This window comes from Paenibacillus senegalensis JC66, from assembly GCF_000285515.1.
GTDB classification, from domain to species: Bacteria; Bacillota; Bacilli; order Paenibacillales; family NBRC-103111; genus Paenibacillus_L; species Paenibacillus_L senegalensis.
In genome coordinates, this window is record NZ_HE610958.1 from 761,797 (window position 1) to 787,205 (window position 25,409).

Consider the following 25,409-nt stretch of genomic DNA (forward strand, 5'->3'; position numbering starts at 1 on the left):
AATCAACAACAGACAACTAAAGAGAGGTAACGGATGAGCAAGCGCAAAAAGAAAAAACCATCATGGATTATCGTCCCGCTGCTAATTGTATTATCGCTAATTTTTTTTCTCGAAGATGAGCCGCTCACTGTCACAACCTACGATCAATCGGACTATGATTATACGCTTCTTTTTCCTTCTGACCGCTATCCGGAAACAGCTTCACATATCCAAACCGCAATAGACAACGGTCATTCCGCTATATGCACGATTGACCGGGATGGTGCCGAAACCAACCGCAGGTTATCGTTAAACGGTATCCCGACTAAAGACGGATTCGACCGCGATGAGTGGCCAATGGCTGTTTGTGCGGAAGGCGGCACTGGTGCAAGCGTTGCATACATATCTCCTTCGGATAATCGGGGAGCAGGTTCTTGGGTCGGCAATCAGATTTCAGACTACCCGGACGGATCCCGTGTACTCTTTGTTATCGATGGCGCCGTAGATACAGCCAGCGCAGATGTATTCCAAGCCGATACCGAAGTATATTACGAGAATTGCACGGCGGCTAAGGAAGCAGGTGCGTCTCCGCTATATAAGGGTGATCCCGGGTATAGAGCAGAGCTTGATCGTGACGGGGACGGTGCAGCATGCCAGTAACTCAGATTCACAAGGTCACTGTAAAGTGATTTGCTTAATTGCTTACCCAGGTGCTTGGCTGGGAGCCTTTCATCTAAGCTCGATAAATTCAAGAAAAAAGCTATGCTGCAGCCAAAAGCTGCACATAGCCTTATTCATTCACACGCCCTATTGGATCGCCGCTATTTCTTGAAGTTCTTTTTAATTGTCCCTGTTTTTAGACCATAGCTTGAATCAAGGAGAATCGGGAGGCTTTTCATACTGCGGAGCATCGGAGAATGACACTGAGAACAGCTAGGAACATCTTCAAACGAATAGTTGGCTCTCATCCATCCGTTGCAGCCTTCCTTCGAGCATGACCAAATGGCTGTCAATTCCGTCTGAATTTCCTCCATAGGCCTCTTTCGAGAATAATACATCGATCATCCCTGCCCTTCTATTCCCTGTTTTAAAAAAAGCTACCCTACTTCTTAAGCAGGGTAGCTGATCAGCTGATCGGGTTACAGCTTTACAACATTTTCAGCTTGAGGTCCGCGATTGCCTTGAACCACGTTGAACTCAACCCGTTGGCCTTCGTCTAGCGATTTGAAGCCGTCGCCTGTGATAGCGCTGAAATGTACAAATACATCATCTCCGCCTTCTACCTCGATAAACCCAAAGCCTTTCTCTGCATTAAACCATTTCACTGTACCTGATTGCATGTGCAATTCCTCCAATAATTAAATTTTACATGGACATTTTTAAAAAAAAGTCACATATTGAAAAAGGCAGCATCGCAACCTGTTTCAATATGTGACTCAGAGTCTCATATTCGATACGATTTACTAACTATACCACAGAAGCTTGGAAATAGCAAATGGGGAATTAAAAAACACCCCTCAGGTTGTACAGTATTCCTGAAATCGCCTGTTCCCTGTGGCCGAATTCAATATTTGTCTTTCTTTTTCGGTTATAGCGCTGACTTGTTCCCCCGTTCGAGCAATGTCAGACAATCAGTACCGTTTCTCTTATGCTTTTAAGCCGCACTTGATTTCTGTATTTTCCGTCGGCCGTATAGACGTTTGGTAATCGATGGCGCGCTTTGGAACAACAGGATGCCAAGGATTGCCGATAGCAAGATAAAAACGCTGCTGAAGGCCTGAATCGTACCGGTGGCCAAGGCTGCGATAATAATTGAAAACTCCCCGCGCTGCGTGAGCGAAAGACCGGCTCTTAGTGATACCTTTTTCGTAAGGCCGTACGATTTTCCTCCCAGTATCCCCACCACAACCTTCGATATAATCGACCAGACCAGGAGCACAATCAGAAGCGGCACCATAGGAATGCCCTCATTGAAGTTAATTGTCGTGCCAAAGTACAAAAAGAACAACGGTAACAAGAGATCACGAGTGCGAATCACCATTTCTTCCAATTGGTGGGTTCTGCGTACTTCAGCCAGCATAATCCCCGCCAAAGGCAAGAGCGAGGCCTACAACGAACAAGAGGAAAATATCATGAGTCAGGTAACGGTCAAAGAAAGGACCGAGCTTGCTGAAGACAAAACGGCCAAGAATAACGGCAACAGCAATAAATAAGATGACCTTCAGAATAACCAGCCCGATAGACGAAAAAGTGATCGCTGTTCCAGCCGTTAATCCGACAAGCACCGCTACCATAATCGGAGCGACAATGTCTTCGAATATGAGCAGACCGAGCATAAATTCCGATTCCGGGTCGGCCATCCTCTTGGAGCTTTCCAGCATTTTAGCTGTTATCGATGAACTTGTTGCATAGGCGGCGGCTCCGATGATAAGCGACGGAATGAAATCCACCCCCATGGCCAGACAGATCCCTACCGTAACCCCGAAACAAAGAACAATATCAAGAATGCCGGCCTTTAATACTTTCTTGGCCAGTTTAAGCAGCTGTTGAACAGGAAATTCCATCCCTAACATGAAAAACAGGATGACTATGCCGATCTCACCGGCGAAGTGAAGCAGATGCTTATCTGTAAATAATCCGCCAATGACGATACCCAGCACAATAAAAACGATAACATTCGGGATTTTGAGCTTGGCTCCCGCGAATCCTGTTACGAATAACAGCAGCAGGAGCAATCCCGCGCTTAAAAGTTCCGGAAATTCCATCAGCCCCGCTCTCCTTCAAAAAGCTGCATAAATTGCATGATCGGTTCCGGCTTGCCAACAATCATGATAGTATCGTTAATTTCGATGATGGAATCGTCTTCCGGATGAACCAGGATATCATCGTTTCGGACTATTCCCAGAATCGACAGGCCGACCGGCGATTTCACCTGCAGCTCCTTAAAAGTTTTGCCGGCAAATGGACTCTTTTTCGTCACGTCAATCCATTCTACCATTACTTTTTTGCGGAATAGCTGGAGCCTTTCCCGCGATTCTCCTTCTTCCGGTGTGATCGCCCCGAGCAGCTGACTGCCGAGCTGCTTCGTTTCCTCCGCAGATAGCGCATAGCTAAACACCGCTTCATCATCATCAGGATCCTCGTAAAAATAAAGATCACGTTTGCCTGAATGATGAACAATCATTACCATCATTTGGTTTTCGTTGTTAATCATGGTCATTTTTTTCCCTACCGCCGGTAAATCCGTAATCGTAAACTTCATAACCAACCCACACTTTCTATAAGGGATTTTGCTTTGTTTTGATTTGACCATTCAGTCATGCGGGATGACCAACTGGTCATTTTCTACTAATTATATATTTTATCCATGGGGATAACAAGAAATAGCTTGGCATCAAAATCAGTTAAGATTGTAATGCTCACAGTGGTTCCTTCTTAAGCTTCACTCTAATTCTGGTTGTCCTGCATGATTATACTTTTTGGACTATCCCGTGCAGCAAGAGCTCCGCCATTTGGTCTAATACCTGTTCCAGCGGCATCTGCCCTGCTCTTCGATCACGCCTTTCTTCCATTAACTGATACAAACAGCCGATATACATTTGAATAAACAAATCCAGATTAAATGGACGTATAGTACCTTCCCGAACCCCTTGCTCGACCAGCTCCTGAACCTGACTCCATCCATGCGTCACGTGTTTATCAATCTCAGCCCATTGTACCGGATATTTCTGTTTCAACTCCTTTAAGAGGCGAGTATCGGACAAAACAAACCATTCCGGAAGATTGACAAGTGTCTTCTTTAAGTGTTTTGGCAAGTCCACTCTCTATAGTTTTTTGATTTCTTTTGTGACAATTGGGCTTATGTTATACAATTTAGATACCCCAATTAAATAAGATATTCATAGAATTGGAGTCATGCTTTTCGAAGGTGCTGATTAGAACAATGCAATTTTTCAAAACACCGTTTGGAGCGGGCATCCAGACAATACCAAAAGCACAAATAGCTATGCCGAAAACAAGCAAGGTCGTGGTCACCGACAGTGAATCCGATGCGTTCTTCTTTCGCTCACTCGAACAGCAAGGGATTCATCTGAATGAACCGCAAGTTCAGGCTGTGCGACATTTCAACGGCCCGCTTCTGACGCTGGCTGGAGCTGGTACAGGCAAGACATCCGTGTTGGTTTGCCGGACCGGCTATCTCATTTCCGTGCATACCATCAAACCAGAACATATCCTGTTGGTGACATTCTCGCGTAAGGCCGCTGAAGAAATGCGAGAACGCATTGCTCGTCTTCCTGGAATGAATAAAAAGATGACTGAACAAATACAAGCTCGTACCTTTCATTCATTCTTTTTGCTAGTCATACGTAAGTATGGCGTTACACAAGATATTCTTGGTGAATCGCGGGTTCAGCAAATTATATTGAAGCGAATTTTGAGATCTATGAACTTGCAGGATAAGTATCAACCGGAAAACCTGCTTTCCTTGTTATCCTCGTACAAAATGCAAATGGTTGAAGTGCGTTGCTTGCCGGATAAATCGCAAGAAGATCAAGAACTGAAGAAGATATTTATTGCATACGAAGATTGGAAGAGAGACAATGAGAAAATTGATTTCGACGATGTTCTGCTTATGGCCTACATTTTGCTGCTGCAAAAACCGAAGCTGCTGGCCGCGTTACAGAATCGGTTTCAATATGTGATGATTGATGAATTTCAAGACACGAATAGCGTGCAATATGAATTAATTAAGATGATTGTCCAGCCGCATCAAAATTTAATGGTTGTCGGAGACGATGATCAGACGATTTATTCCTTCAATGGTGCGAGAAATGACTTCATTTTGAATTTTGATCAGCTGTATCCAACCGCGAAAACCATAACACTGGACATTAATTACCGATCAGTCAGAAGTGTTGTTGGACTTGGCAATGAGATTATTCGCCACAATCGGCATCGCAGGGAGAAAACCTTGAAAGCAACTCATACAGGCGGTACTCTGCCGCGATACCTTCGGCCCAAAGATGCCGATGATGAAGCAGAAATGATTACAGACTTCGTTATCCGAAAGCTCGAAAGAGGTGAGCAGGAATACAAGGATTTTGCTGTATTGTTTCGATCTGCAAGCAACAGTCGTGCGATCATTGAACAATTTGTCATGCAGGATATTCCTTTTATCGACTATAGCAATGAGGAAACCTTTTACGACCACTGGCTGGTGAAACCGTTACTGGATCATTTGCGGATCAGCCTCAATCCAAAAAATATGGATGCCATTGAAGGGATGCTGCCGACGCTGTACGTCAGTCGTGATCAAGGGATGCAGCACATACTGGATCAAGAAGCGGGACAAAAGAAAAAATGGCCATTGATTCATTTGAAAACGTATCCTGACTACAAGGATTTTCAGAAGCAGAAACTCGTGGAACGGCTGAAGCTGATTAAGTCGATGCAAGCGATGAAGCCTGCTGCTGCCATTGAGGCAATGCGAGAGGATTTTTACGAACAGTATCTGGAGACCAACAAACGGAGCAAAATGTCTAACTACAAAGAGAATTTGCTGGATACTCTGGATGAACTGGAATCATCCGCACAACGTTTTTCCACGGTTGAGGAATTCATTGCATTCATCGATGATTTTGTAAAAAAACGAAAGGAAATGGTTCGCCGCCGCAGCAATAGTGGAAATGACAACAAAGTGTCGCTGATGACCATCCACAAGTCGAAAGGATTGGAGTTTCCCACAGTCTTTCTGATCGGTGCATCCGAAGACAATATGCCCCATCATTCCATCTTTGATGCAAAACAAATGAACGATGTATTTCGTTCGCTTAATGGCCGTGACAAAGTGAACGCCGCTTTGGAAGAAGAACGGAGACTAGCATATGTAGCCGTGACACGTGCCAAGGAACATCTGATTATAAGTTCCCCCTCATATCATCGTGGCAAGAAACAGGACGTATCGAGGTTCATCTTGGATGCATTTCCAAAGCAGAAACAACCCGCTACGAATCAGGCAGGACGAAAACAACATCAACCTACGACACGTAAAATAAAAGAAACCGTATATGCCTGGATATGCACCGCTGATCGTTGTGGTGCGTGGCAACGAATCACAACCTATGAAGAAGGCGAGCTGCTGTCAAAGGATTGTCCGATGTGTAAGTCGCCGATGGAAAAAGGAAGCAAAGAAGTGTCCTCTACTTCATAATGATGCCATGGAGAAACAAAATGACAACTATACTTGCGTATATTCTCTACAGTTTTATAGTATTTAAGGAACCTGGATTGCTCAATCGGCTGTCTATGGTTGAAATTCTGGATGGGTTTGATAAAGCCAAAGGCATTCATACACGAACAGCATCGCATATTGAGTTTCCATATGAACAATTAATTTTGAGAGATTCACTCCCAATCGGCGTTACAAAATCCAGCAAATTCAATATATTGAGGAAAAACAGGAACACTAACCTAAATTGTCGTACCATTATGTTAGCAGCACTCATCAATAGAGAATTAATCAATATTAAGGTGGAAAATGAACTTATGGGATTATACAAACTTGCGGTAAAGTCGGATAATCTATCATCCGGTATTTTGGAGAAAGTTACCGTTGGCAATATCGATTATGAAAAAGATTTTGAATTCTGGTTAGAGAACAGCCCAAATGTGCTCTTTGAAGAAGATGATGGCGAAACGTTAATATGGGTAGGTCGTCAAGTAAGAGCGTCAATCGGAGATACTGGAAAGTATCCTGATCTAATAGGTATTGATTCATCAGGAGATCTAGTAATTGTTGAACTCAAAAAAGGAAAGACACCTCGTGAGGTTGTTGCCCAAGCTTTAGAATACGCGGCATGGGCATCAAGCTTAACATATGATGAACTTAACAAGATTGCCTGTGAATACTTCAAATCTCGAAGCCGTTTTGATAATTGTGATTTATTGCAAGCTTTCAAAGATGTTTTTCATCCGGATGGCGAAGACGGGATCCAGATTGAATTTAATCGAAATCAGAAGATCTTTATTGTAGCTGAAGAAATTACTCCTATCATCAGGCAAGTTACATCTCATCTACGCACCAAGTATCAAATGAAGATTTTTTGCATTGAATATAAAGTCTACAAATCTGAACAAGGAGAATACATCATCAGCACAGAAAAGATCGGCAGTTACGAAGAGTTAGGTATAGCTTCATCAAAAGTTGGAACTAGCAGTAGTTCCCCAAGATGGAACCAGCCGATTAAAATTAAAGATGCCGTTTACGAGGCAGTCCAAGCGATTACTAATAATGATTTGTCTACAGAATTTCGACTTTCTGATGTATATAATGAGTTGGTGAAACAGTATCCTGATATAAACCGTTCAACTGTTGATTGCCAAGTCTATTGTGATTGTGTGAACCATACATCCCGAAGGCATTATCCTTCCGGGCAGAAAGACTTATATTATCGAACTGGAAAAGGTATTTACAGATTGTATAACAAGTCTCTGGATGGAGAATGGGATTGGGAAGGAAAACAGATAATGAAAAAGAGCTAAAGATATTTCGAAGGAGGAATACTGAACCCTTGTGGGACATAGGAATTCATCGATAGAATCACCACAATCCCAGCAACCACCCGGTTTTACCAACCGCTACTCATACGAAAACGCAAAAAAGCGACCTCACGAGGTCGCTTTTCTGATGGTATTGGTGGAGGCGAGGGGATTTGAACCCCTGTCCGAAGATAACGCCACATAAGCTTCTACGGGTGTAGTCACGGTTTTGATGTCACCTGTCTAGACGCCCCGTAACCGGCTGCTGGACAGGTCAGCCTGATTGTCTTCTTCCGTTAACCCCAGGCGGAGATTAAGCGGCGTATCCCACTAAGGTTGAGCCCCAAATCCCGGCACATGGGCGATGCAGGGCTGGAGCACGCTAGCTGATTATTAGGCAGCTAAAGCGTAGTTGTTTTGTTGTTTGCCAGTTATTATGGCTTTAGCGTTGATGAAGCGGACGCGTCCCCACTACCCGCTACTCATGCTCGAACTACCCCCGTCGAATCCATAAACGCCCCCTCATAAGAAAAAAGGGTATGGATTAAGCAGCCGTTGAACAAGGCTGTGCCCAGGTTAAGTCGAACCCTGAGTTGCTCCAAACGGACACAAGCAGAACTTATGACCGCTACCTTTATTATTATATCATAATTCGTCATTCCTTGCATGGACAGCTAATCATGAAATGCTGGCAATGAAGACAATCCAAGGAACGTACAACAAAAACAAGGTCAGTTTCACAATTCAGTGATGAAAATTTATCTTGAGGCTGTCTTACCTCAAACTTAAGGACACAAATTGAACTACGAAGCTGCATTGCTAACTTCATAGTAAGGATCACAAATAGCCTGCGAAAAGCTACCCTTACTACCTGGCTACCTTTTGCTTCTCGCGAAGAGCCCGTTGAATATCGCGGTTGGCGTCCCGTTTAGCAGCTGCATCTCGCTTGTCATACTGCTTTTTCCCTTTGCCCAATCCAAGCAGCAGCTTGGCATAACCATTACGAACATAAATCTTTAACGGCACTAATGTATAGCCCTGTTGTTTAATGGAGCCAAACAAAGTGTTGATCTGAGCTTTCTTCAACAGCAGCTTCCGGGTGCGGGTCGGATCTGTAGGATTATGCCGGTTGCCCTGCTCAAACGGACTAATGTGCATATTGTGCACAAATGCTTCCCCATTGCGGATCGTCGCAAAGCTGTCGGCTATATTAGCCTTCCCCATTCGGATTGATTTGATTTCTGTACCGGTGAGCACAAGTCCGCATTCGAAGGTTTCTTCAATGAAATAATCATGGGAAGCCTTCTTGTTCTGGGCGAGCACTTTGCTTTCCGTTTTCTTGCCCATGGCTTCTCACTCCCTCTCCCACATTGACTAGGAGCTAATTGTATCAACTCCCGATAGAGAAATCAAGATAACTACCGGGAGCTTTTTATTGCAAAAAGAACTTTCCCGTTTCTGCAAAGTAACAACGGCTTGCCGGCCATGCCGTTTTTCACGGTAATCGAGGCACGTACGCGCTTATATGGCGCTGCACAGTAGCTGCTATAGGCTTTGCACCCCAGGCTATGGCGTGGCTGCCTACGACCGTATCTTCGCGCGTAAGCTCAGGCTAACCTCCGATGCCAGCAGAGCCAGCGTAACAGATGCTTCCTGCTTGCGCACTCCGCCCACGGCTCGGGCTACCGCCTAGGCGCTCGCTACCGCGCTGGGCATTGCCGCCCACGGCTCGGGCCGCCGCCTAGGCGCTCGCCACCGCGCCGCACCTGCGCCTGCCGCGCACGCGCGCAAGGCTGCGCTACCGCGTGCGCAGCCCGCACAGCCGGCGCACGCGCTACTTCTTGCGCTTGCGCCGGCTGCCCGCCTTCACAGCGGCGTAAAACGGCGCTCCACCGCGCTTGCGCTTGGCGGAAGAGCCGCTGCCGCCCGTGCGGCGGCCTGCGGCGGCCTCTTTGTCCCCTCCCGCAGAGGGGACAAAGACTTCGCCGCCCGCTGTGCGGCTGCTCCGGCTGGCGCGGCGGGACTCGCCTTTAGCGCTGCGGCGGCCCGCACCTCCCGCTCCTTGCTGGGAGCGGCCTTCACTGCGGCCTCTTCCGCGCCGCCCTGCTCCAGCCAGTGCCGCCTCGCTTCCTTCGCCCTTCGGTCCCCGCGGTTTCGCATCGACCAGCTCAAAATCAATTTTACGCTCATCGAGATTGACCTTCCCTACGCGAACCCGTACCTCATCGCCGATGCGGTAAATGCGCGAGGTTCTTTCCCCGATCAGCAAATGCTGCATCTCGTGGTAATGGTAGAAGTCATCGCTCAATTCGCTCAGGCTGATCATGCCTTCTACCGTGTTTTCCAGCTCTACGAACATTCCGAAGCTGGTTACCCCGCTAATAATGCCTTCAAACTCTTCCCCGACTTTATCCAGCATGAACTCTGCCTTCTTCAAAGCATCGGTTTCTCTTTCCGCTTCTACAGCAAGTCTTTCCCTATCTGAAGATTGTTGGGCATATACAGCCATGCGCTCACTCAAATACTCCTGGCGCTTGTCTGACAGGGCCCCTTTCTCCAACACTTCACGAATAACACGATGAATAATCAGATCGGGGTAGCGGCGGATAGGCGAAGTGAAATGCGAGTAAAATTCCGCCGACAAGCCAAAGTGCCCCAGGCTTTCCGCATCATACCGGGCCTGCTTCATGGAGCGGAGAAGAACCGTGCTGATTACGGTTTCTTCCTTAGTGCCCTTTATCTCCTCAAGCAGCGTTTGCAGTGCCCTTGGGTGCACCTTATTGCCCTTCCCCTTCACGGTATAGCCAAAGTTCGTGACAAATCCCATGAAATGCTGCAGCTTTTCCTCTTTCGGATCCTCGTGAACCCGATAAAGAAAAGGCACCTTCAACCAGTAAAAATGCTCCGCCACCGTCTCATTCGCCTTAAGCATAAATTCCTCGATAATCATCTCGGCAATGGTCCGCTCTCTCTTGATGATGTCGGTCGGCTTTCCATTTTCGTCAACAATGATTTTCGATTCCTGGAAGTCAAAGTCTATAGCGCCGCGCTGCATCCGCCTTGTCCGCAGCTTCATCGCCAGCTCTTCCATTAGACGGAAATCATCAAGCAGGTGGCTATATTGCTCCACCAGCTCAGGTTCGGAATCCGGATCGGTCAGCAGCTTGCGGACATTGGTATAAGTCATTCTCTCCGTTGTGTTGATCACACTGGTGAAGATATCATGCTTGACCACATCGCCTTTGGCATTGATCTCCATTTCGCAGGACATCGTCAATCGGTCAACCTGGGGATTCAAGCTGCATATCCCGTTTGATAAACGATGCGGCAGCATCGGAATGACCCTATCCACCAGGTATACGCTGCATCCGCGGTTGAACGCCTCGCGGTCGAGAGCCGAGTTTTCTTTTACATAATAGCTTACATCGGCAATGTGCACTCCCAGCAGGTAGTTCCCGTTAGGGAGCTTTTCCACGTTGACGGCATCATCCAAATCTTTGGCATCCTCCCCGTCAATCGTTACAATTCGTTTGCCGCGAAGGTCGCGTCTGCCCTTTAGTTCTTCTTCCGAAATTTGATCAGGCACCTGCTCCGCTTCCTTCATGACTTCCTCGGAAAAGTGCTCAGGCAGCTGGTATTTCCGAATAACAGACAGGATATCGACACCCGGATCATTTTTGTGGCCAAGAATTTCAATGATCTCGCCCTCAGCTGCAGCCCGGCCTTCAGGATAGCTGACAATCCGGGCCACGACCTTTTGTCCATCCACAGCTCCCTTATACGCTTCTTTAGGGATAAAAATGTCCCGTACCAGCCGGCGGTCATCTGGAATGATGAACGCATAACTGCCGTTGTCTTGGAACAATCCTACTACTTGAGTCGTTCCACGGGTGACAATCTTGATAACTTCGCCTTCCGTTCTCCCTCCAGCTGGACTGCGGGAGGAAATCCGGACCATGACAATATCCCCATTCATCGCTCCGCCCATATCATTGGCGTGAATATAAATGTCGGGCAGTTCCTTATCCTCAGGCAGCAAAAAACCAAATCCTTTGGCATGTGCCTGCAGCTTTCCTTTAACGAGATTGAGCCTTTCCGGCAAAGCGTACCGCTGATTGCGCGTACGATAAATTTTCCCTTCGCTTTCTAATTCATTAAGCAGCTTCAGGAAGCTCTTGAAGTCCTGGGCATTATCGATTTGAAAATGCTCTTCCAATTCATTGTAAGTCATCGGCCGATAATCGCGATCATTAAATAACTCCATAATTTCTTCTACTGTAATCATGCATTTCTCCTTGTAGTCAAAGCTTGAACCAGCCCAAAAAACAACTCCTAGGATATTGCTGTGTTGCGGGCAGAAGCAATATGGCTTCCCGTGCAAGCTTTACGTTTTAAATTTTTCATTATTTGTTTTGTGCTATAAAGTCCAATCCAACCCTGTTACAAAAACTTGGTTAAGCTCCTATGTGTTTAATGGCCTTAGATGATTATGTTTGCGTTTCCTCCCCTTATGCCGCTTGAACCCTGCAGCTGTGTGCCCCTATTTAAAAGTATTTACCCAATGATTGCCCCTTAACCCGGATAAACACAAAAAAACAGCAAGGAGCGGGTCCCTGCTGTCCGTAAATTCTATTCGTTAATCGACTACATAACCGATCATTAGAGCAACAATAATAAATAATGCTGCCATGACCATGGTTAAACGGGAAAGGAACAAGTCCAATCCACGAGCCTTTTGCTTACCGAAAAGATGTTCCGCACCACCGGAGATGGCACCTGACAACCCTGCGCTCTTCCCTTTCTGAAGAAGCACAACAGCAATCAAGCCTAACGAAATAATAACCAGAATGATCTTAAGAGCTACTTCCATTACATCCACCTCCTAAAGCAAGTTCCCGTGCAGCCTCGTTTTCGGCAGTAAAGAATACAATCACAAATTAGCATGCCGAACCGACACAACAAAGTTATCTTACCATAAACGTTAGAGAAAAACAATGACAAGTTCATTTTTTGCTATATTGTTTGAACTAAACATTTTAATGCGATACCGCCTTAGCTCAAGAACTTTCGCTCGGCCAGTTTATTTTATAACCGCTATTGGTTGAATTTTTTTATTAGTTAAGGCTATTATAGCAAGAACATAGGAACGCCATTTGTACAGAGGCCTCTTTTATGGAGCTTCGCCAGCCTCTCTTGATAATGCTTGTTCTAGTGTTTCTAGTGCGTTAACAGCCGGCTTATACGGCTTTTCCAAGCGACAAAATCCAGCAAAAGACAGGTGAACACTATGCAATCCCAACAAGGCAAAAACAAAAAAATGAATACGGAAAAATTCTAAAAACCCACTGGCAGCATCAGACAGTATCTTTTTTCCGAAGTGCTGCTCTGATTGGAATGGTCTCTATTGTGCTTATCCTTGCTGCCTGCTCTAGCGGAGGAAATCCTGAAGGGTCTCCTCCCGTTTCGCCCACCCCTGACGTATCTGAACAGCCCCCAGGTTCTGCACCATCCTCAACGCCTGAACCCGGGTCCACACCGTCTTCTCCTCCTGATCCTAATCCCGGGACTGAAGATGCCCGTGAAGAAAACATCGATAGCATGATTGAGGACATGAGTCTGGAAGAGAAGATCGGCCAGTTAATTGTTGCGGGAGTAGAAGGATCAGAGCCTAACGAACAAACCCGCAGAATGATTGTGGAGCAGCACGTCGGCGGCATTATTTTTTTCAGGAACAACCTGGCCGATCCGGCCTCCATCATCCAATTTGTTAACCAGGTTAATGAATGGAACCAAGTCAATCATGCTCCTTTGCTGCTTTCGGTAGACCAGGAAGGCGGCCGAGTCAGCCGGTTTAATGATTGGGTGGCCCTGCCTAGCGCGCTGCAAATCGGGGAAAGCAGCGATCCGGAGCTTGCTTCCTTATTAGGCTTTGTACTGGGCGAAGGCGTGGACATGATGGGAATGAACATGAACTTCGCTCCCGTGCTCGATGTGAACAGCAATCCGGCAAATCCGGTGATCGGAGACCGTTCCTTCGGGGACGATCCTGAGCAGGTAAGCACTATGGGAATCAAAGTGATGCAGCATATTAAGCAGGAAGGCGTCATTCCGGTCGTTAAACATTTCCCCGGGCATGGGGATACGGACACGGACTCTCATCTCGATCTCCCGGTTATCCTTAAGACGGAAGATGAGCTGGATAGCCTGGAGCTGAAGCCTTTTGCCGATGCGATCGATGCTGGAGCCGATGTCGTTATGGTCGCGCATATCTTATTCCCGGCACTGGATGAAGAGCTCCCCTCTTCGCTGTCCCCTGCTGTTATAACCGATCAGCTGAGAAATAAGCTGGGCTTCGATGGTGTGGTCATCACGGATGATTTAACAATGAGAGCGATCGCGAATCGTTATGGCATGGGGGAAGCCGCTGTGTTATCCCTGAAGGCTGGAACTGACATCTTATTAGTCGCTCATAAATATGAGAATGTAGACGAGGTCATTACTTATGTGAAAAAAGCAGTCGACGAAGGCACCTTGACTGAGAAGCGAATCGAGGAAAGCGTGCGGAGGATTTTGCAGTTGAAGGCGGATTATGATTTGCATGACGAACCCCGGGAAGTTCCTGATCTAAGCAGCTTAAATGAACAGATCCGGGATTTGAACAAGAGAACTTCCGCAGCAAACAGATGACCTCATATCGATGTCGTTAAAGCATTATCCGTCAATTTGGGCATAGCAAAAGCGCCCGTTTTCTAGGCAGCCCTGAATGGCCCCGATGTAAAAAGCAAGATTGGCAAGTCATTCAACATAAAAGCCAAAAGAGAACTGGCGCTAGCCTAAAGTGAACTGGCGCTCTTTTTTCAAAAACGAGATCCTCATTTCATTCGCTTAAAAGCGTCCCCGCCTGTCCTCTGAGTATTCGGGGTATTCTGAGTTTCCGGAGTATTCGGGGTTTCCGGAGTATTCGGAATAAGTCCGGTGCGCATAACCGCCCGGAGAGCGATTGGGCCTGCTTCTTTTTTTGGCGAACAAGGATAGACCCTTCATTGCACACCAGAGAGCAAATACTGTAAATACAAGTGCCCACAGCATAGCTGGCAGGCCGGTTGCCTCTCGCAGCAGAGCCGCGTCACCGGCATGAGCGGGGTCGTTATAGGCATAAATCACCAGAGAGAAGGCACTAAAAACCGATTCCTCCAGGGTTAAGAAAGCGATGATCAAATAGTAAATCCGCTCGAAATTTCCACGTGCAAACATAATCATAATCACATTCAGAACTATAAAGCCGATAAGCCACCAAATCCCGAACTCATTGCGCACAAAAAACACTAACGAAATCGCAGCGATAGTCGTCATGACGACGAGTCCTAGCTTCTGCTTATTTTTGTAGTCCATTGCAAACAGGAACCAGGCAAACAGGGAAGCGATCAGATACCCGGATAAACCAATGGGGATCAGCTTCCAGGATTCAGCCACCGCCGAACGGGTGACCCCGCTGTGATCGGCATACAACTCTATATTGAGGACGCGGCCGGAGAGCACCAATGTCGTGATTGCGTGGCCAAACTCATGAATCATCGTATTGAAATTGCGAAAGAAGGACGTATAGGGAATCATCCGGGTAAAGAATGCGCATATCACCAGAAAAACAATCGTTATGATCCATCTGCCCATCACATTCTCCCCTTTTCTGCAGTTGATCGACCTTGGTCTAAGGAAATAGTTTATTTACGTTTAAGGAAGTCCTTCCGTTTCATATAAGCATCGCTAATGAGCGAATCAAGTTCTCAAGGCTTCATAATTAAAAGTCCAGCTTTTTACTGGAACAATTCAATTGCTTATGAAAAACAGTCATGTCTTCTCCAATTCTGGCACCACTCCGGTATGAAAATAGCATATGTTCCAGATGCAATAAATTGCAACAAGCTTACAATACATGTTGGCAACATGCTTTTTGCTGAGAACACTGGCTGCAGCTCTTTAATCGCTTAAACCCCTGCATTTGTACGATTTGTCATACAAATTTCGGGTAATCGCCCTTAATCCCATGCTTTTGTACGATTTGTCATACAAATCTTGGGTAATCGTCCTTCAATCCCATGCTTTTGTACGACATTTCATACAAATCTCCGGTAATCGCCCTTCAACCCCATGCTTTTGTACGGCATTTCATACAAAACGCAGGCAACAAGCCCCCGCAGCCCGCGAACCCCGCCAACCTTGGTTATTTTCATGCTGGAGGAGTTGTGCCTGAGAATTCAATGGCGTAACTGTTTTCACATACCATTCCACCGGGGGTGGCGGCGAAGGTGAAATATATGCGATTTTTCGCATACATTCCAGCTCCAAATACATTTCATCCCGGTGTAGTGCGACACCTGCCTTAAATTGACAACACCCAAGAATGCCGTAAAATCAAACATTCTCGGGTGTTTTATTGTGACATCTTTACTTGCACGAGGCGTTACTTATTAGCCAGCCCCGTTAACGCAGATGGAAAACCGTGTTCGGCTAACTAAGCTCGACTCTTAATCCGTCGGACCGGCTCCATTTTCAGACTTATTTGAAGTTTTTCAAGTTGTAAAATGCGCTTTTTCCCGCATATTGGCTTACGCTCGCCAATTGATCTTCAATGCGAAGCAATTGGTTGTACTTAGCTACACGGTCTGTACGGGAAGGAGCACCGGTTTTGATTTGACCGGCATTGGTCGCTACAGCGATATCGGCAATCGTGCTGTCTTCACTTTCACCGGAACGGTGGGAAATGACCGCAGTGTAACCGGCGCGTTTGGCCATTTCAATCGCATCGAAGGTTTCGGTCAGCGTGCCGATTTGATTCACTTTGATCAGAATGGAATTGCCGATGCCTTTCTCAATTCCTTCGGACAGACGAGTCGTATTCGTAACGAACAGATCGTCTCCCACGAGCTGAACTTTACCGCCCAGCTTGTCGGTCAGCAGCTTCCAGCCTTCCCAGTCATCCTCAGCGCAGCCATCCTCAATCGTGATGATCGGATATTTATCCACCAATTCTGCAAGGTAGTCTACGAATTCAGCGGAAGTATAGGATTTACCCTCACCTTCCAGATGGTATTTTCCATCCTTGAAGAATTCGGTGGACGCTACGTCCATACCCAGGAAAACATCTTCACCCGGTTTGTAGCCAGCACGCTCGATAGCGGAGATGATCGTAGTGATCGCTTCCTCATTGGAACCAAGGTTGGGTGCAAAACCGCCCTCATCACCGACTGCTGTGTTCAGGTCTTTTTCCTTCAATACAGATTTCAAGTTATGGAAAATCTCTGCACCGATGCGCAGCGCCTCTTTAAAGCTGGAAGCACCTACAGGCAGCACCATAAATTCCTGCACGTCCACGTTGTTGTCGGCATGCGCTCCGCCGTTAACGATGTTCATCATAGGTACTGGAAGAGTCTTCGCATTGAACCCGCCGAGGTAAGTATACAGCGGAATGTCTAGCGCTTCAGCTGCCGCGCGGGCTACTGCCATGGAAACGGCAAGAATAGCGTTAGCACCCAGCTTGCCTTTATTTTCTGTTCCATCGAGCTGAATCATTTTGGCATCAATAGCTACCTGGTCAATTGCATCCAGGCCGATAATTTCAGGAGCGATGACACCGTTAACGTTGTCAACAGCCTTTAAGACGCCCTTACCCAAATAACGGGTTTTGTCTCCGTCTCTCAGCTCAACGGCTTCGTACGCACCTGTAGACGCACCGGAAGGAACGATGGCACGGCCTTTAGCGCCGGATTCTAATGTTACTTCTACTTCAACAGTAGGGTTACCGCGGGAATCAAGTACCTCGCGGGCATACACATCAGCAATAATGGTCATGTAAACCTCTCCTTATTCGATCTTAAATGTAATGATCAAGCCGCGACTACTCCACGATCAGAGTACTCCCCGTCATTTCCGCAGGCTGTTTCAACTCGAGCAGTGTCAGCATGGTCGGGGCAATATCCGCCAGTATGCCGCCTTCTCTTAGCTTAACGTTTTTGTCCAGCACAATCAACGGCACCGGGTTGGTAGTATGCGCCGTATGAGGACGATCCTGTTCGTCTCTTACGAGATCAGCATTTCCGTGGTCAGCTGTAATGATCGCCACGCCACCTTGCGCCTGAATGGCACTTACAACCTGGCCCAGACATTCATCAACAGCTTCCACTGCTTTGATGGTAGGCTCCAGCATGCCAGAGTGGCCAACCATATCCGGATTGGCAAAGTTCATAATAATTACGTCATGCTTGCCGGATTCAATTTCTTTAACCGTTGACTCCGCTAATTCATAAGCGCTCATCTCCGGCTTCAGATCATAAGTAGCCACCTTAGGCGAATTAATGAGAATCCGCGTTTCCCCAGGAAGCTCAACATCGCGGCCGCCGCTGAAAAAGAAGGTAACATGCGGATATTTCTCGGTTTCCGCTGTTCTCAGTTGAGTCAGATTGTTCTGCACCAGCACTTCGCCCAGTGTATTATCCAAGTTCTTCGGTTGATATGCGACATAACCGCCGATCGATTCATTAAATAAGGTCATGCAGACAAAATGAAGCTCTGTCGGGCAGGCCATACCGCGATCAAAGAAACGGAAATCGGTGTTCGTGAACACCTGCGACAGCTGTATCGCCCGGTCGGGACGGAAGTTAAAGAAAATAACGGAGTCTTTGGATTTGACCAGCCCGTTAGGCTTGCCTTCCGAATCTACGATGACCGTAGGCAGTACGAACTCGTCATAGACAGACTGTTCATACGATTCTGCGATAGCGGCCGCCGGATCATGATGGGTAGGACCTTCGCCATAAACCATTGCGCGATAGGATTTCTCCACGCGATCCCAGCGCTTGTCACGGTCCATCGCATAATAGCGTCCTTGAACGGTCGCCACCTTGCCGACACCGACCTCATCAATTTTGTTAAGCAATTGCTCCATATAACCTTTAGCGCTGTCAGGAGCCACGTCACGCCCGTCTAAAAACGCGTGAATGCATACGTCTTTGAAGTCCTGCTTCTTGCACAGGTCAAGCAGAGCGAACAGATGGGCAATATGGCTGTGAACGCCGCCGTCGGACAGCAGTCCGTACAAATGAAGCTTGGCATTGTTCTCTTTGGCATGCCTGATAGCGGCCAGGAACGTTTCATTCCCGTCAAATTCGCCATCGCGAATCGATTTGGTAATCCGGGTAAGATCCTGGTACACAATCCTTCCCGCGCCGATATTAAGATGCCCAACCTCAGAGTTGCCCATTTGTCCTTCTGGAAGACCTACTGCCTCTCCGCAAGCAGTCAACGTTGTGTGAGGATATTCCGCCCAATAGCGGTCATAATTCGGCTTGTTGGCCTGCTCTACCGCATTGCCCTGAACCTCTGAGCGAAGTCCGAAGCCATCCAGAATAATTAAGGCCACCGGTTTTGGTCTTGCCATTTTAACGCGCCCCCTCAACCAGCTGGATGAAGGAATCCGGTTCGAGACTCGCTCCACCTACCAGGGCGCCATCAATGTCAGACATTTGCATGTACTCGGTTATGTTGTTAGGCTTCACACTGCCGCCATATTGAATGCGGATAGCTTTCGCCACCTCTTCGCCGTAAAGCTCTTTAACAAGCTCGCGGATATAGCTGATTACATCGTTCGCATCGGCTGAAGTCGAAGACTTGCCGGTACCGATTGCCCAGATCGGCTCATAAGCGATAACCGCTTTAGCCGCCTGCTCAGCCGTAAGGCCTTGAAGGGCCGCTTCGGTTTGCAGCTTGCACACTTCTTTCGTGCGATCCGCCTCCCGCTCCTCCAGCTTTTCTCCCACACAAATGATAGGAGTTAGGCCATAGCGGAATGCAGCGTGAACTTTTTTGTTGACCGTTTCATCCGTTTCCGCAAAATAAGCTCTTCTTTCGGAATGCCCGATAATGACATACTCCACACCGGTTTCTTGAAGCATAGGACCGCTAATCTCGCCTGTATAGGCGCCGTTTTCTTCCCAGTGGAGATTTTGCGCTCCCACCTTGATGGAGGTTCCTTTTAATGCTTCAACCAAGGAAGCCAGTTGAGTAAAAGGTGCGCAGATTACCGTATCCACTCCGTTTACCTCGGCCTTGCCTTTAACCGCATCAGCAAAAGCCAACGCTTCCTTCACCGTTTTGAACATTTTCCAGTTTCCCGCGATAATGGGGGTTCTCATGGATGGTGGTCTCCTTTCTATTTAAAATTGATTGTCATATGATCAAAGGCTCTTGCAGACGCTGATAGCCTATGAACAGCTTGCCGGTACTGCCCGCTGCTTACTTGTCGTTCAAAGCAACAACGCCTGGCAGCTGCTTGCCTTCCATAAACTCTAGCGAGGCACCGCCGCCAGTGGACATGTGGTCCATCTGCTCGGCCAATCCGAACTTCTCTGCAGCTGCAGCTGAATCACCGCCGCCAATAATGGTGTAGCCCGCTGTCTCCGCACAGGCCTGTCCTACGGCTTGTGTTCCCTTCGAGAACGGCTCGATTTCAAACACGCCCATAGGTCCGTTCCAGACAACGAGCTTGGATTTTTTAATCACATCCGCATAAATTTCACGGGTTTTAGGACCAATATCGATTCCTTCCCAATCGGCCGGAATCTCGCTGATCGCAACTACTTTCGTATTTGCGGTCGGACTGAAATCATCGGTTACGACAATATCGACTGGCAGCAGGAAATTGACGTTCTTTTCCTTCGCTTTCTCGATAAAGCCGAGTGCCAGGTCCAGCTTCTCGTTATCGACAAGAGAATTACCGATTTCATAGCCTTGAGCTTTGAGGAACGTATAAGACAAGCCGCCACCGATAATAATGTTGTCCGCAAGATTAAGCAGGTTCTCGATGACACCGATTTTGTCCTTAACCTTCGCTCCGCCAATAATCGCGGTAAAAGGACGCTCGGGATTGGACAAAGCCTTGCCGAGCACGTCCAGCTCTTTTTCCATCAGCAAGCCGGAAACAGCAGGCAAATGCTGGGCTATCCCTTCAGTCGAAGCATGAGCGCGGTGAGCGGCCCCGAATGCATCATTCACATACAGGTCGGCCAGTTCTGCAAACGCTTTGGCCAGCTCGGGATCATTCTTTTCTTCACCCGGGTAGAAGCGGACGTTTTCCAGCAGCAGCACATCCCCTTCACCTAATGCGGCGATTTGCTCCTGCACATTGGATCCGATGGCTTCATCCGCTTTAGCTACAGGCTTGCCGAGCAGCTCGGACAGGCGCTTGGCCGCAGGAGTGAGACGCAGCTCTTCAACTACCTGGCCTTTCGGTCTTCCCAAGTGGCTGGCCAAGATCACTTTAGCTCCATTATCGATCAAATACTGAATTGTAGGTACCGTTTCTCGGATGCGGGTATCGTCAGTAATGACTCCGTTCTCCAGGGGAACGTTAAAATCGACCCGGACGAACACTTTCTTTCCTTTCACTTCCACATCGCGGATGCTTTTCTTGTTCAAGGCAATCCCTCCAGGTTCATTGTATCTTGATGAATAACCATCGTCATCCATCATTTCTTAAGTATGGCAGCAGTCATGCTGCTGTGCAAACCGCCGATAACGTTCAATTAGAGGAGAATTGCTTCTCCCCTAAACCGAACATTCTATAATTACAAGCCTTTACTTGCGATATAAAGAGCCAGGTCAACCACGCGGTTGGAATAGCCCCACTCATTGTCATACCAGGATACCACTTTCACCAGGTTGTCACCCACCACCATAGTGGAAAGAGCGTCAATTGTGGAGGAAGCCGGATCTCCGTTGTAGTCGCTGGATACGAGCGGCTCTTCGGAATAGTTCATGATGCCTTTCAACGGACCATCAGCCGCTTCTTTCAATGCAGCGTTAACTTCTTCCAAGGTAACGTTGCGGCTCAGCTCAGCTACCAGATCCGTAACGGAAACGTTAGGAGTAGGCACGCGGAAAGCCATCCCGTTCAATTTGCCTTTCAGCTCAGGCAGCACCAGAGATACCGCTTTGGCTGCACCAGTGGATGAAGGGATGATGTTCTCAGCTGCAGCGCGAGCACGGCGAGGATCCTTATGCGGCAGATCCAATACGCTTTGGTCGTTCGTATAGGAGTGAACAGTTGTCATCATACCTTTAACAATGCCGAACTTCTCATTAAGCACTTTGGCAAAAGGAGCCAGGCAGTTTGTCGTACAAGAAGCATTGGAAATGATCGTATGCTGGGAAGCATCGTACTTGTCTTCGTTAACACCCATAACAATGGTAATGTCTTCGTTAGTTGCCGGTGCGGAGATAATAACTTTTTTCGCTCCGCCCTTCAAGTGCGCTTCTGCCTTTTCCTTAGCCGTGAAAATACCGGTGGATTCGACCACGATTTCGGCGCCTACGCTTGCCCAAGGCAGGTTGCCAGGATCACGCTCTGCGAATACTTTAATCTCTTTACCGTTAACGATCAGGCTTCCTTCTCCAGCTTGAACTTCGCCTTGGAAGATACCATGAGTCGTATCATATTTCAGCAGGTGAGCCAGCACTTTAACATCGGTCAGATCGTTAATTGCTACAACTTCCACTTCCGGATTGTTGAAAGACGCGCGGAACACATTGCGGCCGATACGTCCAAAACCGTTAATACCAATTTTCACCATGTTAAATTCCTCCTTGAAATTTGGAAATTGAGTTGTGGTAAATAAAAATTTATCTCAAGACAAGCCGTAGCCTGTCATGATCCTGATAGCATGAATTAGCTGTGTCACAGTGCGTATTGCAGTGCGCTCAAAGCCTGTTACAAGTCTTTACACTTCTAAGTAAACTTAAGCACGTATCAGATGTATTTTAACGTCTCCCGCGCCGCCGCTTCATCGGTTACCAGCACCTGCTCCCGTCCATATTTCAGAACAGCGGCGATGCTCTCCCCTTTGCTTTTGCCGCCGGCGACAGCAATCACCCGGGTATTCTCCAAATCTTCAAGACGGAGGCCAGCCGTTGTCATCTTGTGAATCACGTTGCCCTGCTTGTCAAAATAATAGCCGTAGGCTTCCGCCAAAGCTCCATCTTGACGCAGCCGACTGACCGTTTCAGCATCAAGCTTGCGCCGCTTCGCCATGGCCATCGCTTCACCGATGCCATGAACAACGATTTGTGTCCTGCGGATAACCGACAATATTTCCTGGATGTTGGGGTCTTGGATCAAGGACAGATAAGCTTCCTCGCCTAAGTGATCCGGTACATGCAGAAGCCGGTATTGGCCACCGCTTTTTTTCGCCATAATGGAAGCTATCGTATTGGCCTGAAGCTCCACACCTTCACCCAGGCCGCCTCTTGCCGGGACGAACAAGCTCGCCTTGAGCGACGCGGAGGGCTGGACATGATTGGCTACTTCAGCCATAGTAGAGCCGCCCGTTACAGCGATGACCGATGCTTCCTGCACCAACTTGCGCAGAGCGGAAGCCCCCGCACGGCCTAACTCTTTCTTAGCCGATGGTGAGGTATCTGAATCCCCCGGAACGACAGTAACCTGTTTGACCTTAAAAGCTTTGCGGATCTGCTCCTCCAGCTCGGATAATCCGAACAGCTCGCGGATCATCGGTTCCAGCTGTTCTAATAGCCGAACTCCCGACTCGCTGACGCTCATACCGAACGATTCCACTTCCAGCAGGCCCTGGCTTTTAAGAAACTCCACCTCGCCCCTCAGAACCCTCTCTGTCATATTCAAAGAAGTTGCCAGGGTACGGCGTCCTACCACCCGGGAAACGTGAATGTGATGCAATACGGTGTATCTTTTCTTTAGCTGCTCCATTAAATCGGGCAGAAGCTGCTTCTGAATCTCCAGAATCGCCCTCACATTTTCACCTTGACCACTTTGCAAGCCCATCACCACCTGGACAATAAACGTCCCACGTCAACATTTTTGGTCCCAATTAGTTTTAAAAAAAGAACAACGCGTCTGTTCACCTTCGATTATACTCAATGCTTCCTTGGTTTGCAACTGGGGGCTTGTGCAATTTTCCCTTAAATGGGTTGACTCGAAGGACCATGGCGCCCTCTGATCCCTCCCCATAAAACCGCAGCAAATGAAGCAATATAGAGAAAAACCGGGCACCCTCTGACAGCAAGGTTAGAAGGGCGCCTGCTTATTTTAAAACCGTATATTATTTTTTTGTTAAAATGTTTTCGTGACCTCGTAAAGCACCTGTCATTTACTCCTACGTTGATTTATTCTTTTAGATGAGGACAAGCTTTTCTAAAACAAAACTTGCAATTTAGTGAACAGTGTCATATAATTATTTTTGCTGCTTCTTGTTTTCTCACATAATTTCCGTATGTTAACCGACTATTTTGCGCCCGTGGTCCAATGGATATGACGCAGGCCTCCGGAGCCTGAGATCGAGGTTCGATCCCTCGCGGGCGCGCCATAAATGTTATCAGAACAGTCAGTCTTACAGCACAAGGCTGATTTTTTTATTATCTAATGTTTGACCTTTGTTGACCTTTTGATTATTATTCGGTATTATGTATTTAGGTTATCGATTTAGTATACACTGATTGAAGATTTCCTTAGTTGGAGAAATAAAGGAGGCCACGTTCATGAGCTTTATACCTATGGTTGTTGAACCCGATGCAAGAGGAGAACGAGCATACGACATATACTCCCGTCTGTTGAAGGACCGAATTATATTCCTTGGCACCCCTATTAACGATCAAGTAGCTAATGCCGTCATTGCCCAGCTGCTGTTCCTGGATGCCCAAGATCAGGAAAAGGATATTCATTTGTACATTAACAGTCCGGGAGGATCCATTTCTGCCGGAATGGCGATCTTCGATACCATGCAATTCATTAAATCCGATGTGTCCACCATCTGTGTCGGATTGGCCGCATCGATGGGAGCCTTCCTGCTCGCCGCTGGGGAAATTGGCAAACGCTACGCGCTGCCGAACAGTGAAATTATGATTCACCAGCCACTCGGAGGCGCTGAGGGCCAGGCGAGCGATATCGAGATCCGGGCCAAACGTATTCTCCGTATGCGCGAGAAGCTGAACCATATTTTAGCCGAACGCACCAAACAGCCTCTCGAGCGCATTGAGAAGGATACTGACCGCGATTACTTCATGTGGGCTGATCAGGCCAAAGAGTATGGGATCATTGACAAAGTTATCCAGTCTCTGTAAGGCACCCGCTCTCTCCAAGTGAAAGGCTCTTCTCTATCAAGGCTTCGAGGGAGCTGTACAATTGTATTAACCAGCAGTAATTAGCAAAAGCCGGATCCCAGGGATCCGGCTTTTTGATAGTGTATATCAGACGGATATAATACCGTCAATCATGATAGCCTCGTCTGTTACATATCAGCTTGCAGTAACGATTTGCTCAATCAAACGTTAAACGATCAACGTCCGGAACAGCAGCCTGACGGTACCTTAGCTTTAAAGAAGCTGGGGTTACCCGCTGTCTCCTTTCTCCAAAGCTTAGGGAAAACTCACGCAGGACGCCGAATCCGGTTCCTCTATGTACGCCGATGGCTTCTCTCTCAACCTGTATTTCTAAAAGCGATGCTTTGTCTGTCTTATTGATTCTCCAGCTCTTCCTTGCTGACTAAGGAAACTAAAGCGTTTACAGCCTGTTCCGCATCCGCGCCTTCTGCACTTATGGATACTTCCGTGCCCGAACTGATGGCCAGACTCATAATACCCATTATGCTCTTGGCGTTGACTTTCTTTTCCTCTTTCTCAACGAAAATTTCAGAGGAAAACTTATTGGCTTCTTGCACAAACAAAGCAGCGGGCCTTGCGTGTAAGCCTGTTTTCAATTTGACAACAACAGGTCGCTTTGTCATTACGAATACCCCCTACTATTTTTTAGGTTACACCTATTTCACTCCACAAGTTAAGTTTTTTCAAATATTATATCATTTATCCCC

The 25,409-nt window shown here is 47.4% G+C and carries 22 protein-coding genes, 1 tRNA gene, 1 other RNA gene and 1 pseudogene; 7 read left to right on the forward strand and 18 right to left on the reverse strand.

Features of this window, described 5'->3' with window-relative positions:
- Positions 1–33: 33 nt before the first annotated feature.
- Positions 34–474: pseudogene (locus PSHG_RS11775) on the forward strand (excalibur calcium-binding domain-containing protein); the annotation flags it as partial.
- On the forward strand, positions 469–639 hold the full coding sequence (locus PSHG_RS31495) for an excalibur calcium-binding domain-containing protein (protein ID WP_235782053.1): 171 nt from the start codon (positions 469–471) through the stop codon (positions 637–639). The pseudogene PSHG_RS11775 and the gene PSHG_RS31495, both read left to right, overlap by 6 nt.
- A gap of 161 nt (positions 640–800) precedes the next feature.
- Here the strand turns inward: PSHG_RS31495 and PSHG_RS29980 are convergent, their stop codons facing one another.
- The 6 genes from PSHG_RS29980 to PSHG_RS27420 all read right to left on the reverse strand — a co-directional run bounded on the left by PSHG_RS29980 (position 801) and on the right by PSHG_RS27420 (position 3,794).
- Positions 801–1,037, reverse strand: coding sequence for a cold-shock protein (locus PSHG_RS29980; protein ID WP_010272926.1), 237 nt, complete (start codon positions 1,035–1,037; stop codon positions 801–803).
- A gap of 81 nt (positions 1,038–1,118) precedes the next feature.
- The gene (gene cspD, locus PSHG_RS11785) at positions 1,119–1,319 is read right to left on the reverse strand and encodes a cold-shock protein CspD (protein WP_010272929.1); all 201 of its coding nucleotides are present in this window, start codon (positions 1,317–1,319) and stop codon (positions 1,119–1,121) included.
- Between the two features lie 314 nt (positions 1,320–1,633).
- Positions 1,634–2,059, reverse strand: a complete 426-nt coding sequence (locus PSHG_RS31710; protein WP_262362329.1) for a cation:proton antiporter domain-containing protein — start codon at positions 2,057–2,059, stop codon at positions 1,634–1,636.
- A complete protein-coding gene (locus PSHG_RS31715; protein ID WP_262362330.1) occupies positions 2,049–2,744 on the reverse strand; it encodes a cation:proton antiporter in 696 nt (231 codons plus the stop codon). The genes PSHG_RS31710 and PSHG_RS31715 overlap by 11 nt, the downstream gene beginning before the upstream one ends.
- A complete protein-coding gene (locus PSHG_RS11795) occupies positions 2,744–3,241 on the reverse strand; it encodes a cation:proton antiporter regulatory subunit (RefSeq protein WP_010272930.1) in 498 nt (165 codons plus the stop codon). The genes PSHG_RS31715 and PSHG_RS11795 overlap by 1 nt, the downstream gene beginning before the upstream one ends.
- Before the next feature lie 208 nt (positions 3,242–3,449).
- Complete coding sequence (locus PSHG_RS27420) at positions 3,450–3,794, reverse strand: hypothetical protein (RefSeq protein ID WP_010272933.1); 345 nt, start codon at positions 3,792–3,794, stop codon at positions 3,450–3,452.
- A gap of 128 nt (positions 3,795–3,922) precedes the next feature.
- Here PSHG_RS27420 and PSHG_RS11805 point away from each other — a divergent pair, with 128 nt between their 5' ends.
- The gene (locus tag PSHG_RS11805) at positions 3,923–6,190 is read left to right on the forward strand and encodes a UvrD-helicase domain-containing protein (RefSeq protein WP_010272936.1); all 2,268 of its coding nucleotides are present in this window, start codon (positions 3,923–3,925) and stop codon (positions 6,188–6,190) included.
- A 20-nt stretch (positions 6,191–6,210) separates the two neighbouring features.
- Entirely contained in the window at positions 6,211–7,521 is a 1,311-nt protein-coding gene (locus tag PSHG_RS11810; protein ID WP_026021332.1) for a DUF7669 domain-containing protein, read from the forward strand.
- A gap of 152 nt (positions 7,522–7,673) precedes the next feature.
- Here the strand turns inward: PSHG_RS11810 and ssrA are convergent.
- The 4 genes from ssrA to secG all read right to left on the reverse strand — a co-directional run bounded on the left by ssrA (position 7,674) and on the right by secG (position 12,388).
- Positions 7,674–8,040: a transfer-messenger RNA gene (gene ssrA / locus PSHG_RS29985) on the reverse strand.
- Between the two features lie 345 nt (positions 8,041–8,385).
- On the reverse strand, positions 8,386–8,865 hold the full coding sequence (gene smpB, locus PSHG_RS11815) for an SsrA-binding protein SmpB (RefSeq protein ID WP_010272942.1): 480 nt from the start codon (positions 8,863–8,865) through the stop codon (positions 8,386–8,388).
- A gap of 487 nt (positions 8,866–9,352) precedes the next feature.
- On the reverse strand, positions 9,353–11,803 hold the full coding sequence (rnr, locus tag PSHG_RS11820) for a ribonuclease R (protein WP_010272945.1): 2,451 nt from the start codon (positions 11,801–11,803) through the stop codon (positions 9,353–9,355).
- Between the two features lie 351 nt (positions 11,804–12,154).
- Entirely contained in the window at positions 12,155–12,388 is a 234-nt protein-coding gene (gene secG / locus PSHG_RS11825; RefSeq protein WP_010272949.1) for a preprotein translocase subunit SecG, read from the reverse strand.
- Positions 12,389–13,116: 728 nt separating this feature from the next.
- On the opposite strand from secG, the gene nagZ reads away from it, so the two are divergent.
- Complete coding sequence (nagZ, locus tag PSHG_RS27425; protein WP_010272951.1) at positions 13,117–14,205, forward strand: beta-N-acetylhexosaminidase; 1,089 nt, start codon at positions 13,117–13,119, stop codon at positions 14,203–14,205.
- A 198-nt stretch (positions 14,206–14,403) separates the two neighbouring features.
- Here nagZ and PSHG_RS11835 read toward each other — a convergent pair whose 3' ends face one another.
- From PSHG_RS11835 to PSHG_RS11865, 7 genes are all read right to left on the reverse strand, one after another.
- Positions 14,404–15,189 carry a M50 family metallopeptidase gene (locus PSHG_RS11835; RefSeq protein WP_010272953.1) on the reverse strand — a complete coding sequence of 262 codons (786 nt, stop codon included), beginning with the start codon at positions 15,187–15,189 and terminating at the stop codon, positions 14,404–14,406.
- An 885-nt stretch (positions 15,190–16,074) separates the two neighbouring features.
- Positions 16,075–17,367, reverse strand: a complete 1,293-nt coding sequence (gene eno, locus PSHG_RS11840; protein WP_010272955.1) for a phosphopyruvate hydratase — start codon at positions 17,365–17,367, stop codon at positions 16,075–16,077.
- A gap of 46 nt (positions 17,368–17,413) precedes the next feature.
- A complete protein-coding gene (gene gpmI / locus PSHG_RS11845; RefSeq protein WP_010272956.1) occupies positions 17,414–18,952 on the reverse strand; it encodes a 2,3-bisphosphoglycerate-independent phosphoglycerate mutase in 1,539 nt (512 codons plus the stop codon).
- Between the two features lies 1 nt (position 18,953).
- Positions 18,954–19,706, reverse strand: coding sequence for a triose-phosphate isomerase (tpiA, locus tag PSHG_RS11850; RefSeq protein WP_010272959.1), 753 nt, complete (start codon positions 19,704–19,706; stop codon positions 18,954–18,956).
- Positions 19,707–19,806: 100 nt separating this feature from the next.
- On the reverse strand, positions 19,807–20,988 hold the full coding sequence (locus tag PSHG_RS11855; protein ID WP_010272961.1) for a phosphoglycerate kinase: 1,182 nt from the start codon (positions 20,986–20,988) through the stop codon (positions 19,807–19,809).
- Between the two features lie 149 nt (positions 20,989–21,137).
- Positions 21,138–22,142: a type I glyceraldehyde-3-phosphate dehydrogenase gene (gene gap, locus PSHG_RS11860; protein ID WP_010272964.1), complete on the reverse strand. Its 1,005-nt coding sequence runs from the start codon at positions 22,140–22,142 to the stop codon at positions 21,138–21,140.
- A gap of 176 nt (positions 22,143–22,318) precedes the next feature.
- Positions 22,319–23,338, reverse strand: a complete 1,020-nt coding sequence (locus PSHG_RS11865) for a sugar-binding transcriptional regulator (protein ID WP_026021333.1) — start codon at positions 23,336–23,338, stop codon at positions 22,319–22,321.
- A gap of 496 nt (positions 23,339–23,834) precedes the next feature.
- Here PSHG_RS11865 and PSHG_RS11870 point away from each other — a divergent pair.
- Together PSHG_RS11870 and clpP are read left to right on the forward strand one after the other, a co-directional pair.
- Positions 23,835–23,909 (forward strand) — tRNA-Arg (locus PSHG_RS11870).
- A gap of 172 nt (positions 23,910–24,081) precedes the next feature.
- Positions 24,082–24,663, forward strand: a complete 582-nt coding sequence (gene clpP, locus PSHG_RS11875) for an ATP-dependent Clp endopeptidase proteolytic subunit ClpP (RefSeq protein WP_010272969.1) — start codon at positions 24,082–24,084, stop codon at positions 24,661–24,663.
- A 392-nt stretch (positions 24,664–25,055) separates the two neighbouring features.
- On the opposite strand, the gene PSHG_RS11880 is transcribed toward clpP, so the two are convergent.
- Positions 25,056–25,325, reverse strand: coding sequence for an HPr family phosphocarrier protein (locus PSHG_RS11880; RefSeq protein ID WP_010272971.1), 270 nt, complete (start codon positions 25,323–25,325; stop codon positions 25,056–25,058).
- Positions 25,326–25,409 lie beyond the last annotated feature (84 nt).

Bases quoted from the DNA above. Each gene is read 5' to 3' on its own strand.
- PSHG_RS31715 (WP_262362330.1), bottom strand. From the start codon at position 2,744: ATGGAATTTCCGGAACTTTTAAGCGCGGGATTGCTCCTGCTGCTGTTA.
- cspD (WP_010272929.1), bottom strand. From the start codon at position 1,319: ATGCAATCAGGTACAGTGAAATGGTTTAATGCAGAGAAAGGCTTTGGG.
- gap (WP_010272964.1), bottom strand. From the start codon at position 22,142: ATGGTGAAAATTGGTATTAACGGTTTTGGACGTATCGGCCGCAATGTG.
- tpiA (WP_010272959.1), bottom strand. From the start codon at position 19,706: ATGAGAACCCCCATTATCGCGGGAAACTGGAAAATGTTCAAAACGGTG.
- PSHG_RS11880 (WP_010272971.1), bottom strand. From the start codon at position 25,325: ATGACAAAGCGACCTGTTGTTGTCAAATTGAAAACAGGCTTACACGCA.
- nagZ (WP_010272951.1), top strand. From the start codon at position 13,117: ATGATTGAGGACATGAGTCTGGAAGAGAAGATCGGCCAGTTAATTGTT.
- PSHG_RS31710 (WP_262362329.1), bottom strand. From the start codon at position 2,059: ATGCTGGCTGAAGTACGCAGAACCCACCAATTGGAAGAAATGGTGATT.
- smpB (WP_010272942.1), bottom strand. From the start codon at position 8,865: ATGGGCAAGAAAACGGAAAGCAAAGTGCTCGCCCAGAACAAGAAGGCT.
- PSHG_RS11810 (WP_026021332.1), top strand. From the start codon at position 6,211: ATGACAACTATACTTGCGTATATTCTCTACAGTTTTATAGTATTTAAG.
- PSHG_RS11795 (WP_010272930.1), bottom strand. From the start codon at position 3,241: ATGAAGTTTACGATTACGGATTTACCGGCGGTAGGGAAAAAAATGACC.
- PSHG_RS11835 (WP_010272953.1), bottom strand. From the start codon at position 15,189: ATGGGCAGATGGATCATAACGATTGTTTTTCTGGTGATATGCGCATTC.
- clpP (WP_010272969.1), top strand. From the start codon at position 24,082: ATGAGCTTTATACCTATGGTTGTTGAACCCGATGCAAGAGGAGAACGA.
- PSHG_RS11805 (WP_010272936.1), top strand. From the start codon at position 3,923: ATGCAATTTTTCAAAACACCGTTTGGAGCGGGCATCCAGACAATACCA.
- PSHG_RS29980 (WP_010272926.1), bottom strand. From the start codon at position 1,037: ATGTATTATTCTCGAAAGAGGCCTATGGAGGAAATTCAGACGGAATTG.
- secG (WP_010272949.1), bottom strand. From the start codon at position 12,388: ATGGAAGTAGCTCTTAAGATCATTCTGGTTATTATTTCGTTAGGCTTG.
- gpmI (WP_010272956.1), bottom strand. From the start codon at position 18,952: ATGGCAAGACCAAAACCGGTGGCCTTAATTATTCTGGATGGCTTCGGA.
- rnr (WP_010272945.1), bottom strand. From the start codon at position 11,803: ATGATTACAGTAGAAGAAATTATGGAGTTATTTAATGATCGCGATTAT.
- eno (WP_010272955.1), bottom strand. From the start codon at position 17,367: ATGACCATTATTGCTGATGTGTATGCCCGCGAGGTACTTGATTCCCGC.